Source organism: Pantoea sp. DY-17 (assembly GCF_019795975.1).
Classification (GTDB): Bacteria; Pseudomonadota; Gammaproteobacteria; order Enterobacterales; family Enterobacteriaceae; genus Pantoea; species Pantoea leporis.
Window position 1 is genome coordinate 1,908,559 of the sequence record NZ_JAIMIG010000001.1, and the last position, 17,409, is coordinate 1,925,967.

Consider the following 17,409-nt stretch of genomic DNA (forward strand, 5'->3'; position numbering starts at 1 on the left):
AATTACGGCCTTGTAGTTGAAATTGAAGCGGTAAACCACTGCTGAATATTGCTCATCGCAGCATGGGATGTGTCGAGGATCGGCTGAGGATAAATCCCCAGCAGCACCAGCAACACCACCAATACGCCGATAGTCATGAACTCACGCGGTGACATGCCTGGCAGCGGATCTTTCGACTTTGCTTCGCCGAAGTAAGCGCGCTGCATCATGATCAGGGAGTAAACCGAAGCAAACACCAGACCAAAGGTTGCAATGACGATAATCACCGGTACCACCTGGAAGCTGCCGGTCAGAATCATAAATTCGCCAACAAAGTTACCAGTGCCCGGCATACCAAGGTTTGCAACCGCGAAGAACAGTGACAGACCCGGAATCCATTTGATACGTGACCACAAACCGCCCATCTGACGCAGGTCGCGGGTATGCAGACGCTCATACAGCTGACCACACAAGATGAACAGTGCCGCAGCAGAGAGACCGTGCGCAATCATCTGAATCACCGCGCCCTGGAAGGCCAGCTGGCTGCCAGTGTAGATGGCGATGAGCACGAAGCCCATATGCGAAATAGAGGTGTAAGCGATCAGTCGCTTGATATCAGTTTGTGAGAATGCCATCCACGCACCGTAGAAGATGCCGATGATACCCAGCCACATGGCAATCGGTGCGAACTCTGCTGACGCATTCGGGAACAGCGGCAGGCTAAAGCGCAGCAAACCGTAAGCCGCAGTTTTTAGCAAGATACCTGCGAGGTCAACTGAACCAGCGGTTGGTGCCTGGCTATGCGCATCGGGTAACCAACCGTGTAATGGCACCACCGGCATTTTCACCGCAAAGGCAATAAAGAAGCCAAGCATCAGCAGATATTCAACGGTGTGCGACATCGGAGTTTTCAGCAGCTCTTCGTAGCTGAAAGTCCATACGCCGGTGGCGTTGTAATGGACAAAGACCAGCGCCAGAATCGCCACCAACATGATCAGACCCGATGCCTGGGTGTAGATGAAGAACTTGGTCGCCGCGCTGATACGCGTTTTACCGTCGGATGCTTTATGGCCCCACAGTGCGATGAGGAAATACATCGGCACCAGCATCATTTCCCAGAAGAAGAAGAACAGGAACATATCGATGGAGAGGAACACGCCAATCACACCACCGAGAATCCACATCAGGTTGAGGTGGAAAAAGCCCTGATATTTCTCAATTTCGTTCCAGGAACACAGCACCGCCATCAAACCGAGCAGTCCGGTCAGCACCACCATCAGCAGCGACAGACCATCAATTGCCAGATGGAAGTTAATGCCAAAGCGCGGAATCCACGGTACGGAGAAAGTCGATTGCCATTGCGGAATGCCCGCAGCCTGCGTCAGTGAATAGCCTCCCTGCAACCACAGCTGCAGACCAAGCGCTAGCGTCAGGCCCATGGTGATCATGGCAATCCAGCGCGGAACTTTTGCGCCAAGACGCTCCGCAAGCCAGCAGAGCAAGCCACCGACAAAAGGTATGATAATTAGCCAAGGTAATAACACGGCAAACTTCCCTTTTTATTGCCTTACTTCAGGCAATTTTTGACATTCTAATTGGGCGAGCGAACCCGCCCCGCTCATCAATCTTTAAATCACCAGCAGCAGCGCCAGCACCACAACGGCACCCACACTCATCGAGGCCACGTACCAGCGCAGATAACCGTTTTCGCTCACCACCAAACCTTTGTTACCAACACGCGACAGCAGCGCAGGCAGGTTCATCAGTGAGTTAAGCGGATCGCGCTTCAGCAACCAGGCAATGCCGAGATAAGGTTTTACAAACACCTTGTCATACAGCCAATCGAAGCCCCAGGCCGCGAACCACCAGGTGCCGAAGAAACGACCCGGCGCGCTGTTAGCAATACTGGTCACCAGTTGACGTTTACCCAGCCACAGAGCTGCTGCGATCAGGATACCGACAATGGCCACCACGCCTGAGGTGATTTCCAGCATCACTTTGCCGCCTTCACCAAACTCGTTCTGCGGCAGAACACCCGCCAGAGGAGGCGTGATCAGCGCACCAATAAAGGTGGAGAGCACCATCAGAACAATCAGCGGCAGGTGATGCGTAATGCCTTTACCGGCGTGAGCATGAATTTTCTCTTCACCGTGGAACACGATAAAGATCATGCGGAAGGTGTAGATCGAAGTGAGGAATGCACCCACCAGACCCGCCACCATCAGATTGATGTGACCATTCGCCATCGCACCAAACAGGATTTCATCTTTACTGTAGAAACCTGCGGTGATCAGCGGCAGCGCAGCCAACGCGGCACCGCCCACCAGGAAGCAGATATACACCAGCGGGATGCTCTTACGCAGGCCACCCATTTTGAAAATATTCTGCTCGTGATGGCAGGCCAGAATGACCGAGCCTGAAGAGAGGAACAGCAAGGCTTTGAAGAATGCATGCGTCATCAGGTGGAAAATCGCCGCGTCCCATGCCTGCACGCCAAGCGCGAGGAACATGTAGCCGATCTGACTCATGGTGGAGTAAGCCAGCACGCGTTTGATGTCGGTTTGCACCAGCGCAGCAAAACCTGCCAGCACCAGGGTAATCGCACCAATGATACCCACCAGATGCAGCACTTCCGGCGTCAACAGGAACAGACCGTGGGTACGTGCAATCAGATAAACACCGGCAGTTACCATGGTCGCGGCGTGAATCAGTGCCGAAACCGGAGTTGGACCGGCCATCGCATCCGCCAGCCAGGTTTGTAATGGCAGCTGTGCCGATTTACCGACCGCGCCACCCAACAGCATCAACGTTGCCCACTGCAGCATGTGATTGTCTGCAGCGAAGTGCGCGGGTGCCAGTTCCACCAGTTCGCGGAAGTTCAGCGTGCCCAGTTCGTTGTAGAGGATGAACAAGGCGAAAGCGAGGAACACATCACCGACACGGGTGATGATAAAGGCTTTCATCGCCGCTTTGCCGTTCTCTGGATTGCTGTAATAGAAGCCAATCAGCAGATAGGAGCACAGGCCCACGCCTTCCCAGCCGAGATACATCAGCATCAGGTTATCGGCCAGCACCAACACCACCATGCTCGCGATGAACAGGTTAGTGTAAGCGAAGAAGCGCGAATAACCCTCTTCACCACGCATGTACCATGAAGCGAACATGTGGATGAAGAAACCAACGCCGGTGACGACGGACAGCATGGTCAGAGAAAGACCATCCAGCACCAGATTCACTTTAATGTCAAAGTTGCCGACGTGAATCCAGGTCCACAGCGCCTGAGTGAACGGCTGCTGCCCCTGATTGAAGAAGTCGAAACCGGCATAAATAGTGGTTAATGCGGCAAGACCAACAGAACCCATACCGATTGCTGCCGACAGGTTCTCCGACCAGCGACCGCGTGAAAACGCCAATAGCAGGAAGCCAATCAGCGGAAATAATACGGTTAAATAGAGAAGATTCATCCGCGCATCTCGCTCACTGTGTCAATGTTCAGCGTCTGACGACGACGATAGAGCTGGAGCAACAGCGCCAGACCAATACTCGCTTCCGCCGCCGCAAGGCTGATCGCCAGGATGTACATCACCTGACCATCAGCTTGTCCCCAATAGCTGCCTGCTACCACCAGCGCTAACGCGGAGGCATTGATCATGATTTCCAGACCAATCAGCATAAACAGGATGTTACGACGCAGCACCACGGAGGTCAGGCCGAGAACAAACAGCACAGCGGCCAGCATCAGGCCGTGTTGTAACGGGATCATGCGTGATCCTCCTTATTTGCTTGCGCATCAGCTTGACGATTGCTCAACACTTCGCCGTGACGCTCTTCACGTCCAATATGGAAGGCCACGACCAGACCCGCGAGCAGCAGCATCGATGCCAATTCAACCGCCAGAACATAGGGACCAAATAAGCTGATACCGACTGCTTTCGCGTCGATAACGGTGCCATCAATGCCCTGATCGGTTGCCGTGCTAATCGCGTAAATCATCACTGCCAGCAGCAGTAAAGAGACGATGCCCGGACCAATCCACAGCGAAGGTTTGAGCCACTCGCGCTCTTGATCCTGCTGCGTTTTGCCGAGGTTCAGCATCATCACCACAAAGACGAACAGCACCATGATGGCACCCGCGTAGACGATGATTTCCAGTGCACCGGCAAAGTAGGCGCCCATTGAGAAGAACACGCCGGCAATCGACAGCAGCGAAACAATCAGGTACAGCAGCGCATGTACCGGATTGGTGTGGGTGATGACGCGCAGCGTCGTCAGCACCGCCACCAGTCCGCAAAGATAAAACGCAAATTCCATACCTGGCTCCTTAAGGTAACAACCCTTTGACGTCGATCGGCTTGGCTTCGTTTTCCGCTTCGCCCTTCTCTTTTCCGTCGATCGCCATACCAGCCATACGATAGAAGTTGTACTCCGGATATTTACCCGGACCGGAAATCAGCAAGTCTTCTTTCTCATACACCAGATCCTGACGCTTAAACTCACCCAGTTCGAAATCGGGTGTCAGCTGAATCGCGGTGGTTGGGCAAGCCTCTTCACACAGGCCGCAGAAGATGCAGCGTGAGAAGTTGATGCGGAAGAATTCCGGATACCAACGTCCATCCTGCGTCTCGGCTTTCTGCAGTGAGATACAGCCGACAGGACAAGCTACCGCACATAAGTTACAGGCAACGCAACGCTCTGCGCCGTCCGGATCGCGCGTCAGCACGATACGGCCACGGTAACGCGGCGGCAAATAAACCGGCTCTTCCGGATACATTTGGGTTTCGCGCTTGGCGAAGGCATGCATGCCTATCATCCAGATACTGCGCACTGTCGTGCCGAAGCCAACGACAATATCTTTTAAAGTCATCTCAATGTCCCTTACTGCGCGGTGTACAGAATCACTGCGGCGGTCGCCAGCAGGTTCAACAGCGTCAACGGCAGACACACTTTCCAGCCGAACGACAGCACCTGGTCATAGCGTGGACGCGGCAGCGCAGCACGAATCAGGATAAACATCACCATAAAGAACGCTGTTTTCAGAGCGAACCAGATGAATGGCGGCAGGAACGGGCCGTGCCAGCCACCGAAGAACAGCGTCACGATCAGCGCTGAAACGGTGGTGATCGCCACGTATTCACCGACGAAGAACAGGCCGAACTTCATACCGGCGTATTCGATGTGGTAACCGTCCGCCAGTTCCTGCTCCGCTTCTGGTTGGTCAAACGGATGACGGTGACATACCGCTACGCCCGCGATGCAGAAGGTAAGGAAGCCGAAGAACTGAGGAATGATGTTCCACAGATGCGCCTGGCTTTCGACAATGGCATTCATATTGAACGAGCCGGCTTGCGCCACCACGCCCATCAGTGACAGACCAAGGAACACTTCGTAGCTCAGCGTCTGCGCCGATGCACGCATCGCACCCAACAGTGAGTATTTGTTGTTACTCGACCAGCCAGCGAACAGCACCGCATAGACCGCCAGGCCCGCCATCATCAGGAAGAACAGCAGACCGATGTTCAGATCGGTGACCATCCAGGTCGGCGAAACCGGCACAATGGCAAAGGCTAGCAGCAGCGATACGAAGGCGATAACCGGTGCCAGCGTAAAGATGAAGCGGTCGGTAAACGGCGGAACCCAGTCCTCTTTAAAGAACATTTTGATCATGTCAGCAGCCAGCTGCAGCGAACCGCCCCAGCCAACACGGTTTGGTCCATAACGGTTCTGCCACAGGCCGAGCAGACGACGCTCGGCGAAACTCATGAAGGCACCACAACCGACAACCACCAACAAGATGACCAGCGCTTTGCCGATGTTGATCAGGATTTCAATAACGTCCGGTGTCAGCCAACTCATTGCGCGGCCTCCTGCAGTTTGTCAATTTGCGCACCTGAGAGGAACGGCGGCACGCCCGGCATACCGAGCGGTAAACCAACCTGCCCTGCTTGCAGCGACGCAGAGAAACGTACCGGCAAGCGTAGTGTTTCGCCTGCACACACCAGCTCCACGGAAGAACCGCTATTAACGCCCAGTTTCTCAGCATCAGCCGGGTTAATCACCAGCGTGGCCGGGGACATGCGTTTCTGGAAGGTGGTTGAACGCTGGGTCATCTCCTCGCTACCAAACAGCTGGTAGTAAGGTGCGACGCGCCACTGGCTGCCTTCAACAAAGCTTTCCGGAATGGCGGTAAACCACGGCAATGAACGATCGCTGGCTTCAAACAGACGCACGCCCGGATCGCCATGACGCAGTTTGCCGCCCACTTCAGCCTGGAACTTGTTCCATGCCTGCGGTGAGTTCCAGCCCGGCGCCCAGGCAAATGGAATCTGCGAACGCGGTGCGCTGGGCTGGTTGTTACCTTCCATCGAGAAGGCAAACATGGTGTCTTTATCTTGCGGCTGACGCGGTTCATGCACGCTGATGTTGGCGCGCATCGCAGTACGGCCACTGTTGCGGTGCGGTGAACGTGCCAGTTTTTGACCGCGGATACGGAAGCTGGCGTCTGGCGCAGCATCCTTGATGCCTTTCAGCTGTGGCAGCGCCGCAACGGTGGCATCAATCACGTGATCCAGCTGAGTCCAGTCAATGTGACGGCTCTCAACCGCGCTGTGCAGCGAACGCAACCAGCGCCAGCTCTCCAGCATCACTACGCTGTCATCGTAATAAGCGGGATCGTAAACCTGGAAAAAGCGCTGCGCGCGGCCTTCGTGGTTGATTGATGTGCCATCGCTCTCCGCAAAGCTGGCGGTTGAAAGTACCAAACCGGCTTTTTCCAGCGTTGCGGTACGTTGATGATCGACCACAATCACGTTAGCGGTGGTATCGAGCGCCGCATCCACGTTGGCTTTCGGCGCATGACGATAGAGATCGTTTTCCAGCACCACCAGCGCATCGGCTTCGCCTTTACTCAGCTGTTCCAGTGCGCTATCCAGCGATTGACCGCCCATCAGGCCGAGGCCAAAGCTGTTCGCCGCACCCGCGAGGAAGGTAATACCGACATCGGCACCGCGCGCTTTCAGGGCTTTTGCCACGTTAGCAGCAGCTTCAATCATCGCGATGCTACCGGAATGGGTACCGGAGATAATCAGCGGTTTTTTCGCACCTGCCAGCGCCTGAACCACCACATCAACTTTGCCGTTGAGTTTGCTGTCAAAGCCGCTGACTGCCGGCGCGCTTTCATCCAGCGCATTGGCAATGGCGAAGCCGAGACGCGCCTGATCTTCCACCGGTGCGCGATAGCTCCACGCAGCGATATCATCCAGGCGGGTTTCGTCGACATTGGTTACGAACAGCGGATGTTTGGCATGCTGACCGATGTTAAGGATTGCCGCGATCTGCCAGTCAGCCACTTTCTGTGCCGCAGCCATCTCACGCGCTTTACCTTTTACTGCCTGACGTACAGACAACGCCACGCGCGCGCCAACCTGAGTCAAATCTTCACCCAGCACCAGCACCGCATCGTAGCTCTCAATTTCGCGCAGTGATGGCGTGTAGATGCCGCCGTCCTGCAGGACTTTCAGCATCAGCTCAACGCGAGCCTGCTCACCGGCTGGCATACCGGTTGAGAAGTTTTCTGCGCCAACCAGCTCACGCAACGCGAAGTTGCTTTCAATGCTGGCGCGCGGAGAACCGATACCAATGACTTTTTTCGCCCGACGTAACACATCCGCCGCCGCATTTACCGCTTGTTCAGCATTCAGGCTGACCCAATCGTTGCCGCGTTGCTGTATCGGATGACGTGGGCGATCTTTGCGGTTGACGTAGCCGTAACCGAAACGACCGCGATCGCACAGGAAATAGTGGTTTACGGTGCCGTTATAGCGGTTTTCGATACGACGCAATTCGCCATAGCGTTCGCCCGGGCTGGTGTTACAACCCACGCTGCACTGCTGACAGATGCTTGGTGCGAACTGCATATCCCATTTACGGTTATAGCGTTCGGAGTGCGTTTTATCAGTGAATACGCCGGTCGGACAGATTTCAACCAGGTTACCGGAGAATTCGCTTTCCAGCGTGCCATCTTCCGGACGACCAAAGTAGACGTTGTCGTGAGCGCCATAAACGCCAAGATCTTTGCCGTCGGCATAATCTTTGTAGTAACGCACGCAGCGATAGCAGGCGATACAGCGGTTCATTTCATGCGAAATGAACGGGCCGAGATCCTGATTCTGGTGGGTACGTTTAGTGAAGCGATAACGACGGAAACTGTGTCCGGTCATTACCGTCATATCCTGCAGATGGCAGTTACCGCCCTCTTCGCACACCGGGCAGTCGTGCGGATGGTTGGTCATCAGCCATTCCACCACGCTTTCACGAAACTCTTTCGCTTCGCCATCGTCGATGGAGATAAAGGTGCCGTCCGACGCTGGTGTCATGCAGGACATGACAAGGCGACCGCGGGTATCTTCGGCATTCTGGAATTGCTTCACCGCGCACTGGCGGCAGGCCCCTACGCTTCCCAGCGCCGGATGCCAGCAAAAATAAGGAATATCAAGGCCCAGAGAGAGACACGCCTGTAGCAGGTTGTCCGCTCCGTTCACATCATATTCTTTACCGTCTACATGGATTGTAGCCATAGTGAACATGCTTCCGTAAGGCTCGCCCTAAGACGAGCGTTAAACATCTAATTCTTTCCCCACGCCATGTCGGCATGAGGTGAATTCCGTGTACGGCGGCTGATTACCAGCGCGCTTTCAGCAGGTTGGGCTGAATACCGCCAATGGCTCGGGTATTGCCAAACACCTGCGGCGCAATGCCAGCTTCAAACTCTTCACGGAAATATTTAATCGCGCTCTGCAATGGCTCGACGGCGCCCGGTGCGTGGGCACAGAAGGTTTTACCTGGGCCAAGCTGGCGGCAGAGTTGCTGCAGGGTTTCAATATCACCCGGCTGACCTTTCTTCTGCTCCAGCGCACGCAGGATCTTCACGCTCCATGGCAATCCATCACGGCACGGCGTACACCAGCCACAGGATTCGCGCGCAAAGAACTCTTCCAGGTTACGCACCAGTGAAACCATGTTGATTTCGTGATCGACCGCCATCGCCAGCGCAGTACCTAAACGGCTGCCAGCTTTACCAATACTGGCAAATTCCATCGGCAGATCGAGGTGCTGGTCGGTAAGGAAGTCAGTTCCTGCGCCGCCTGGCTGCCAGGCTTTGAATTTCAGGCCATCGCGCATGCCACCGGCGTAATCCTCAAGGATTTCACGTGCGGTGGTGCCGAACGGCAATTCCCAGACGCCAGGATTTTTCACGCGGCCGGAAAAGCCCATCATTTTGGTGCCGGTGTCTTCGCTGGTAGAGATGTTTTTGTACCAGTCAACGCCGTTAAGGAAGATGGCAGGCACGTTCGACAGCGTTTCCACGTTGTTCACGCAGGTCGGCTTGCCCCACACGCCGGCACTGGCCGGGAATGGCGGCTTAGAACGCGGGTTCGCACGACGTCCTTCCAGCGAGTTAATCAGTGCTGTTTCTTCACCGCAGATATAACGACCTGCGCCGGTGTGGACGATCAGCTCGAAATCAAAACCGGTACCAAGAATATTTTTGCCGAGATAGCCCGCTTCGGTGGCTTCAGCAATCGCGCGACGCAGATTAACGGCCGCTTCGATGTACTCACCACGTAAGAAGATATAGCCACGATAGGCTTTCAGCGCGAACGCACTGATCAGCATGCCTTCCACCAGCTGGTGCGGCAGTTGCTCCATCAGCAAGCGATCTTTATAAGTGCCCGGCTCCATTTCATCGGCATTACACAGCAGGTAACGGATGTTCATGGATTCGTCTTTCGGCATCAGGCTCCACTTCAGGCCGGTGTTAAAGCCTGCGCCACCGCGGCCTTTCAGACCCGAGTCTTTTACCGCCGCGACGATTTCGTCCTGGCTGAAATCTTTCAACGCTTTTTCTGCACCGACATAACCGTTTTTACTGCGATATTCATCGATCCAGATCGGCTGCTTGTCGTCACGGAGACGCCAGGTCAGCGGATGCGTTTCGGCAGTACGAATGATCTGTTTAATGGTCATTGATACTGCTCCAGCAAGTTGGCGATGCCTTCAGGCGTCAGATGAACGTGGGTATCTTCATCCACCATCATGGTTGGACCTTTATCGCAGTTACCCAGGCAGCAAGTTGGCAGCAGCGTAAAGCGTCCATCCGCCGTAGTCTGGCCCGGCTTGATGTTCAGATTTTGCTCCAGCGCATCCTGAATCCCCTGATAACCCGTGATGTGGCACACCACGCTGTCACAGTAGCGAATAACGTGACGGCCAACCGGCGTACGGTAGATTTGGCTATAGAAAGTCGCTACGCCTTCAACATCACTGGCTGGAATCCCCAGCACGTCTGCGATGGCGTTAATCGCGCCGTCCGGCACCCAGCCACGCTGTTTCTGCACGATCTTCAACGCTTCGATCGAAGCGGCGCGTGCATCTTCGTAATGGTGTTTCTCGTGCTCGATAGCGTGGTGCTCGGCCTCGCTCAGCACGAAGACCTCAGTAGGGTCGATGGTGTGAATAGCAATTTTTTGATCGTGCATAATTAGCGGTCCACGTCTGACATAACAAAATCGATACTACCGAGGTAAACGATCAAGTCGGATACCAGGCTGCCGCGGATCACTGATGGGATCTGCTGCAGATGCGGGAAGCTCGGCGTACGCACGCGGGTGCGATAGCTCATGGTGCTGCCATCGCTGGTCAGGTAGTAACTGTTGATCCCTTTGGTCGCCTCAATCATCTGGAAGGATTCGTTGGCCGGCATGATTGGGCCCCACGAAACCTGCAGGAAGTGAGTGATCAGGGTTTCAATGTGCTGCAGCGTGCGCTCTTTCGGCGGCGGCGTTGTCAGCGGATGGTCCGCTTTGAACGGGCCTTCAGGCATGTTGTTCAGGCACTGTTCCAAAATGCGCAGTGACTGCCACATCTCTTCCATTTTCAGCTGCACGCGGGTGTACGCATCACTGATGCCAGCGCCAACCGGAATTTCGAAATCGAAGTTTTCGTAACCTGAATATGGACGCCATTTGCGCACGTCAAAATCTAAACCAGTTGCGCGCAGACCTGCGCCGGTGGTGCCCCACGCCAGTGCTTCGTCCATGTTGTACGCCGCAACACCTTGCGAACGGCCCATCAACACGGTATTGCGCAGTGCGGCTTTGTCGTACTCTTTCAGACGCTTCGGCATCCAGTCGAGGAAGTCGCGCAGCAGACGTTCCCAGCCTTTCGGCAGGTCATGCGCGACGCCGCCGATGCGGAACCACGCCGGGTGCATACGGAAACCGGTAATCGCTTCCACCACATCATAGATTTTCTGACGATCGGTAAAGGCGAAGAACACCGGCGTCATCGCGCCGACGTCCTGAATAAAGGTGGAGATATAGAGCAGATGGCTGTTGATGCGGAACAGCTCAGACAGCATCACGCGGATCACATTGACGCGATCCGGCACGGTAATGCCCGCCAGTTTTTCCACCGCCAGCACGTAAGGCATTTCGTTCACGCAGCCGCCGAGGTACTCGATACGGTCGGTGTACGGAATGTAGCTGTGCCAGGATTGGCGCTCGCCCATCTTCTCCGCGCCACGATGGTGGTAGCCGACATCGGGAACGCAATCGACGATTTCTTCACCATCTAACTGCAGAATGATGCGGAAAGCACCGTGCGCAGAGGGGTGGTTCGGACCGAGGTTGAGGAACATGAAGTCCTCATTGGTGGTGCTGCGCTTCATGCCCCAATCTTCAGGCTTGAAGGTCAGCGCCTCCATCTCCAGATCTTCTTTCTGCTTGGTCAGCTCGAAGGGATCGAACTCGGTAGCGCGCGCCGGATAATCTTTACGCAGTGGATGGCCTTCCCACGTCTGCGGCATCATGATGCGCGTCAGGTGCGGGTGACCATTGAAAGTGATGCCAAACATCTCCCAGGTTTCGCGCTCATACCAGTTGGCGTTAGCGAAAATTTTGGTGATGGTTGGCACATTCAGATCGTTTTCAGATAAAGCGACCTTGAGCATGATGTCGCGGTTGCGTTCAATTGAAAGCAGGTGATAGAAAACGGAAAAATCCGCGGCGGGCAAACCGGCGCGGTTAGTGCGTAAACGCTCATCAAAACCGTGTAAGTCATACAGCATGACATAGGGCTTTGGCAGCTTGCGCAGGAATTCAACGATTTCTAATAGCTGTTCACGCTTTACCCAGACTACCGGAATCCCGGTGCGGGTAGCCTGAACGGTAAAGGCATCCGGCCCAAAACGGTTACGCAGCTCGCCGACCACTGGGTCATCCAGGTGATCGCGGGTTTGCCATGAAGGCTGAGCGAGATCTTGCGTGGTTAAATCAGTCATACGTTACTCACCATTCCGGCCTGTAATCAGGCGCTCAAAAGAAGGCGTCAGGATGGCGGCGCACATTAAATTGTGATGTTTTGCTGTGGCCGTGGCTCCATCCGTGTACGGGAAGCTTAAACTTCGTCTGGCGATCTCAGGTTGGTGACGGCAATACGCTCGCCACGCTTTCTTTCACGCTCTGGCTGCATATTGGCGCGATAAACACCCTGATCACCGACCACCCAAGACAGTGGACGACGCTCTTTGCCAATCGACTCGCGCAGCAGCAGCAATGCCTGCATATACGCTTCTGGACGTGGCGGGCAGCCAGGAATGTACACGTCAACCGGCAGGAATTTATCCACACCCTGCACCACCGAGTAGATGTCATACATGCCACCCGAGTTAGCGCATGCGCCCATGGAAATCACCCATTTGGGCTCAAGCATTTGGTCATATAAACGCTGAATAACCGGCGCCATTTTGGTAAATGGCGTACCGGCGATCACCATGAAGTCAGCCTGACGTGGCGAGGCGCGCATAACTTCGGCGCCAAAACGTGCCACGTCATGCACTGCGGTGAAGGATGTGGTCATTTCCACGTAGCAACAGGAAAGGCCGAAGTTATACGGCCAGAGTGAGTTTTTACGACCCCAGTTCACCATGTCATGCAGGGCGTGCTCGAGCTTGCCCATGTAGACGCTACGGTGAACGTGTTGCTCCAGCGGATCGGTAACCGTTTCCTGTTTCTGTAGAGGATAACGATCGTTATCGCCGCCCCCGTTCGGGTCTACGCGTGTCAGCGTGTAGTCCATCTTATTGCCTCGCTTTTACTGCTTATGAGGGTTGGTGTGGCTGTGACTGACCGGGACAGATTTGACCACTACGCGACGACGCGCAGGAGCCCAATCCAGCGCACCGATGCGCACCAGATAAACCAGGCCTGCCAAGAGCACCAAAATGAAAATTGCGGCTTCGACAAAGCCGACCCAACCGCTTTCGCGAATGGAAGTCGACCATGCGTATAAATAGAGGGCTTCGACGTCGAATATGACGAAAAACATCGCAACCAGATAGAATTTTGCAGAGAGGCGAATATGAGTGTCACCGACCGACTCAATACCCGATTCGAACGGGGTGTCCTTGTGTCGCGCACGCGCACGACCACCTAACAACCAGCCACCGGTCAACATAAAGGCACACAGGCCGAATGCGATAACGATAAAAACAATAAATGCCCAGTGATGAGCGATCACTTCTGTAGTTGTCGACATACTCTTTGCTTACTCATCAAAAGTGGTGATGGCATCCTGCGCTGTTGCAGCAAACACACCACATCGATTCAAGGGAAGGATAAAAAACCTTATAAATTTTGCTGTCATTAGCAATAAAGCAGCAATTTTATAGGGGTTTTTACTCCTTTCTATAACCTTTTGTCAACTTTGACAAAAGTATCCAAACATTATTTTACAGCTGCATCATATTATTAACATTCAACCCTCTGAGCGCCAGCTAAATCGCTTCAGTTTGTGAGGTTAATTTTAGTGTAGCGGGTATTCACATGCGTGGATCGTGCATTTAACAATCATATTTTGACAGGTCTCGCCCGAGATTCCCCCCCCTTATCAGGGGTATTTTTTTGATCTAAAGCACATAACTGGGTTTTATGCTGCAAAAAACAGCGGAGTGGACAGGCAATTGCCCTGGGAAAGTTGGCACGAATTGATAAAATCATTCCATGTGGAGCAAAAATGGAACACATTTCATTTTTAAGTTGTCGAGTGAAATCTTTTTCAGGAAATCGCTCTAAAAACGACGTATTAAAAGGCATAAAAAAAGCCTTAGCGGATAATTACCCAGCTAAGGCTCATTTTTATCGGTTTTAACAATTAACCGGTATTCCAATTGAGAGGAATTACCAGCAACTGCAACCCTTACTCTTCATCATCCAGTAACAAGGTACCGTCTGGATTAGCACTCAGATTATAAGGATCGTTGGTGGACTGCATGGCATTGAAGATCGCCAGCGCCAGTTCGTTATCGCTGTCTGGATTACGGCACAGCAGATACTGGGTATCAGGCAATACAGGCAAACCTTCTGCCGCCCCCATCACACGCAGTTCTGGACTCATCATCTCAACTGGACGCGCTGTCACACCCAAACCGGCTTTAACCGCTGCACGGACGGCAGCCAGCGTTGAAGCAACATAGGAGATGCGCCACGGAATGCCAGCCTCGTTGAGGTGATCAATGGCCATATCACGATACGGGCTTGGCTCATCCAACAGAACCAAAGGAATGGCCTCTCCACGCTGGAAGATATAATCTGCCGCGCAGTACCACAACGTTGGTGAAGTACGCAGTACCTGATAAGTAAAGTTTCCTGGGCTGGACGTGGTCACAACCAGATCGACTTCACCTTGATTAAGCATTTCCATCATGAACGGGTTGCGCTTAACACGCACATCAATGGCCAGCTTCGGATAGACCGACGTTACGCGGTTAAGCAGGAACGGCAGAATGGTATCTGAGGTATCATCTGAAGCGCCGATGGTCAGAACGCCCTGGATGTTGCTGTACATTAAAGAGGTGCAAGCTTCGTCATTAAAACGAAGGATTTTCCTGGCGTAACCCAGCAGTTGAATGCCATGCTCCGTCAGCAATTTATTACGTCCATGTCTGGCAAACAGCTCTTTACCTACCAATTGTTCCAGACGTTGCATCTGCTGGCTCACTGCGGACTGCGTTCTGCACACGGCGGCAGCGGCTGCTGCAAAAGTGTTCAGATCGGCAACGGCAACAAATGTACGCAGCAGATCGAGGTCGAGATTCAGTATCGGACGATTTGCATTAGTCATGTTTTTCTTCACTTATAAGATTTTTTAAAACTACTACCCTGGTGTATTACCCGACTTATCAAAGAGATAAGAGGCAATGGTGCTTAATGACAGCCCTGTGTGGAGCTGCCATGAAAAAAAATTTGTCAGGCGGATGCCGACGATCGCACCACTCTGAGATCAGAGCAGCGTCGTCATTATAGACAGCAGAACTTCTGGGCCGAAAACGTAAGTCGTACAGGTGCTGGAAGCTGCGTAGTTGTCTATGTCTCCCGCACAAAGTCCCTGCGGGTTAAAAAGAAATAACATCATGTTATGTAGATGCGAAGCGATAAAGTGCATCAAATAATAAATTATACTTAATCATTTTTACGCTATAAATGGAAATGTTTTTGTTCAAAACATCGCAATTTTTGACCAAAAGTCTTTTCGCACACATCCTGCCATAATGCTGCTCTTTTTTTAACCCCTCCAGGTTCTGAATCTCAAACACTTACGTTAAAGATACAGCGCAAATGCTATTTTACGCGTGTTTTACACTGAGTTGCAGCTGATGATGGTGCTTAATCCTGCCAATAGAAAGTGTATGAGAATGAACTCTATTTTGTGACGCCAAACAGTGCTTAATCATTACCAGACAATTTTCCGCCATCCAACAAGATTCATTTAACTATTTCGTTTGGTCGCTAATGTTTTTTTAAGCCAGTTTTGACTAAAAAATTTCTGAATAGTCTCGGATGTCGATGGAAGAAGGCATTTACACGTCAGGCACACCTTACCAGCGTTTAATATTAACATTCTTCACATTTGTGGACTAATGAACCAGATTAATCGATTTCCAATGACTTTTACGCCACGTGAAAGGGGAAAAAATGGCAAACACGCCAAAACCAAGCGCTGCCCTTCTTTTGTTAAGGTGAGAAGAGTAAATTGGGCAAGTTTGATTTTTGGTGGCAGGTTAAAGGACTCTGCCCATAAAGGCGGTAACAATGAATTTTCAAATTGATAAATCCGGCAAGCTGGAAAATGTCTGCTATGACATCCGTGGCCCGGTACTGAAAGAAGCTAAACGTCTCGAAGAAGAAGGCAACAAGGTTCTCAAGCTGAACATCGGCAACCCTGCCCCGTTTGGTTTCGAAGCGCCTGATGAAATTCTGGTCGATGTCATTCGCAATCTGCCGAGCTCACAGGGTTATTGCGATTCAAAGGGGCTGTATTCGGCGCGTAAAGCGATCATGCAGCATTACCAGGCGCGTGACATGCGCGATGTCACTGTCGAAGACATCTATATTGGTAACGGCGTATCCGAACTGATTGTGCAAGCGATGCAGGCATTGCTCAACAGCGGTGATGAAATGCTGGTGCCTGCGCCGGATTATCCGCTGTGGACCGCTGCCGTTTCGCTGTCGAGCGGTAAAGCGGTGCATTATTTGTGTGATGAATCAGCAGGTTGGTTCCCTGACCTGGATGATATTCGCAGCAAGATCACCCCACGCACGCGTGGCATTGTCATCATTAACCCGAATAACCCGACCGGCGCGGTTTACAGCAAAGAGTTGTTGCTTGAGATTGTTGAAATTGCGCGCCAGCACAATCTGATTATTTTCGCCGATGAAATCTACGACAAGATTCTCTACGACGAAGCACAACATCATTCGATTGCTGCGCTGGCACCCGATCTGCTGACGGTGACCTTCAACGGCTTGTCCAAAACCTATCGCGTGGCGGGTTTCCGTCAGGGCTGGATGGTTTTGAATGGTCCGAAGAAACACGCCAAAGGTTACATTGAAGGGCTGGAGATGCTGGCGTCGATGCGCCTGTGTGCCAACGTTCCTGCACAACACGCGATTCAGACCGCATTGGGTGGTTATCAAAGCATTAGTGAATTTATCGCGCCCGGCGGACGTTTGTATGAACAGCGCCAGCGTGCATGGGAATTGATTAACGATATTCCTGGCGTCAGCTGTGTGAAGCCGCAAGGTGCGCTCTATATGTTCCCGCGTATTGACGCGAAGAAATTCAACATCTTCGACGATCAGAAGATGGTGCTGGATTTCCTGTTGCAGGAAAAAGTGCTGCTGGTTCAGGGCACCGCGTTCAACTGGCCGTGGCCGGATCACGTACGCATCGTTACGCTGCCGCGCGTGGACGATTTGGAAATGGCCGTCAGCAAGTTTGGTCGTTTCTTACAAGGGTATCGCCAGTAAATTGTGACGCGTATACTGTTCGCATTTCGGGGAAAAGATATCTTCCCCGCCGTGCGAACAGGAACCT

At 53.0% G+C, this 17,409-nt stretch carries 14 protein-coding genes; 1 reads left to right on the forward strand and 13 read right to left on the reverse strand.

All coding sequences use genetic code 11. The annotated features are described in order from the left end of the window. Window positions 1-2: 2 nt before the first annotated feature. From nuoM to lrhA, 13 genes are all read right to left on the reverse strand, one after another. Window positions 3-1,523 carry an NADH-quinone oxidoreductase subunit M gene (gene nuoM, locus K5Y33_RS08920; protein ID WP_101763660.1) on the reverse strand — a complete coding sequence of 507 codons (1,521 nt, stop codon included), beginning with the start codon at window positions 1,521-1,523 and terminating at the stop codon, window positions 3-5. Between the two features lie 84 nt (window positions 1,524-1,607). Next, window positions 1,608-3,443: an NADH-quinone oxidoreductase subunit L gene (gene nuoL / locus K5Y33_RS08925; protein ID WP_222233733.1), complete on the reverse strand. Its 1,836-nt coding sequence runs from the start codon at window positions 3,441-3,443 to the stop codon at window positions 1,608-1,610. Beyond that, window positions 3,440-3,742, reverse strand: a complete 303-nt coding sequence (gene nuoK / locus K5Y33_RS08930) for an NADH-quinone oxidoreductase subunit NuoK (protein ID WP_007889334.1) — start codon at window positions 3,740-3,742, stop codon at window positions 3,440-3,442. The genes nuoL and nuoK overlap by 4 nt, the downstream gene beginning before the upstream one ends. After that, window positions 3,739-4,290, reverse strand: a complete 552-nt coding sequence (gene nuoJ / locus K5Y33_RS08935) for an NADH-quinone oxidoreductase subunit J (protein WP_008105138.1) — start codon at window positions 4,288-4,290, stop codon at window positions 3,739-3,741. The genes nuoK and nuoJ overlap by 4 nt, the downstream gene beginning before the upstream one ends. Before the next feature lie 10 nt (window positions 4,291-4,300). Next, window positions 4,301-4,843: an NADH-quinone oxidoreductase subunit NuoI gene (nuoI, locus tag K5Y33_RS08940; RefSeq protein ID WP_007889332.1), complete on the reverse strand. Its 543-nt coding sequence runs from the start codon at window positions 4,841-4,843 to the stop codon at window positions 4,301-4,303. A gap of 11 nt (window positions 4,844-4,854) precedes the next feature. Continuing rightward, window positions 4,855-5,832, reverse strand: a complete 978-nt coding sequence (gene nuoH / locus K5Y33_RS08945; protein WP_008105140.1) for an NADH-quinone oxidoreductase subunit NuoH — start codon at window positions 5,830-5,832, stop codon at window positions 4,855-4,857. After that, a complete protein-coding gene (gene nuoG / locus K5Y33_RS08950; RefSeq protein WP_192233275.1) occupies window positions 5,829-8,552 on the reverse strand; it encodes an NADH-quinone oxidoreductase subunit NuoG in 2,724 nt (907 codons plus the stop codon). The genes nuoH and nuoG overlap by 4 nt, the downstream gene beginning before the upstream one ends. Window positions 8,553-8,655: 103 nt before the next feature. Continuing rightward, window positions 8,656-9,996, reverse strand: coding sequence for an NADH-quinone oxidoreductase subunit NuoF (gene nuoF / locus K5Y33_RS08955; RefSeq protein ID WP_176519213.1), 1,341 nt, complete (start codon window positions 9,994-9,996; stop codon window positions 8,656-8,658). A 2-nt stretch (window positions 9,997-9,998) separates the two neighbouring features. After that, window positions 9,999-10,514, reverse strand: a complete 516-nt coding sequence (gene nuoE / locus K5Y33_RS08960; RefSeq protein ID WP_101763655.1) for an NADH-quinone oxidoreductase subunit NuoE — start codon at window positions 10,512-10,514, stop codon at window positions 9,999-10,001. A gap of 2 nt (window positions 10,515-10,516) precedes the next feature. Further along, complete coding sequence (gene nuoC / locus K5Y33_RS08965; protein ID WP_008105149.1) at window positions 10,517-12,316, reverse strand: NADH-quinone oxidoreductase subunit C/D; 1,800 nt, start codon at window positions 12,314-12,316, stop codon at window positions 10,517-10,519. A gap of 116 nt (window positions 12,317-12,432) precedes the next feature. Beyond that, window positions 12,433-13,113, reverse strand: a complete 681-nt coding sequence (locus K5Y33_RS08970; RefSeq protein WP_008105151.1) for an NADH-quinone oxidoreductase subunit B family protein — start codon at window positions 13,111-13,113, stop codon at window positions 12,433-12,435. Window positions 13,114-13,128: 15 nt separating this feature from the next. Next, window positions 13,129-13,572, reverse strand: a complete 444-nt coding sequence (locus tag K5Y33_RS08975) for an NADH-quinone oxidoreductase subunit A (protein WP_007889316.1) — start codon at window positions 13,570-13,572, stop codon at window positions 13,129-13,131. 660 nt (window positions 13,573-14,232) lie between these two features. Next, window positions 14,233-15,156 carry a transcriptional regulator LrhA gene (gene lrhA / locus K5Y33_RS08980; RefSeq protein ID WP_021509211.1) on the reverse strand — a complete coding sequence of 308 codons (924 nt, stop codon included), beginning with the start codon at window positions 15,154-15,156 and terminating at the stop codon, window positions 14,233-14,235. 968 nt (window positions 15,157-16,124) lie between these two features. Between lrhA and K5Y33_RS08985 the strand changes: the two genes are divergently transcribed. Next, window positions 16,125-17,342 carry a pyridoxal phosphate-dependent aminotransferase gene (locus K5Y33_RS08985; protein ID WP_008105154.1) on the forward strand — a complete coding sequence of 406 codons (1,218 nt, stop codon included), beginning with the start codon at window positions 16,125-16,127 and terminating at the stop codon, window positions 17,340-17,342. Window positions 17,343-17,409 lie beyond the last annotated feature (67 nt).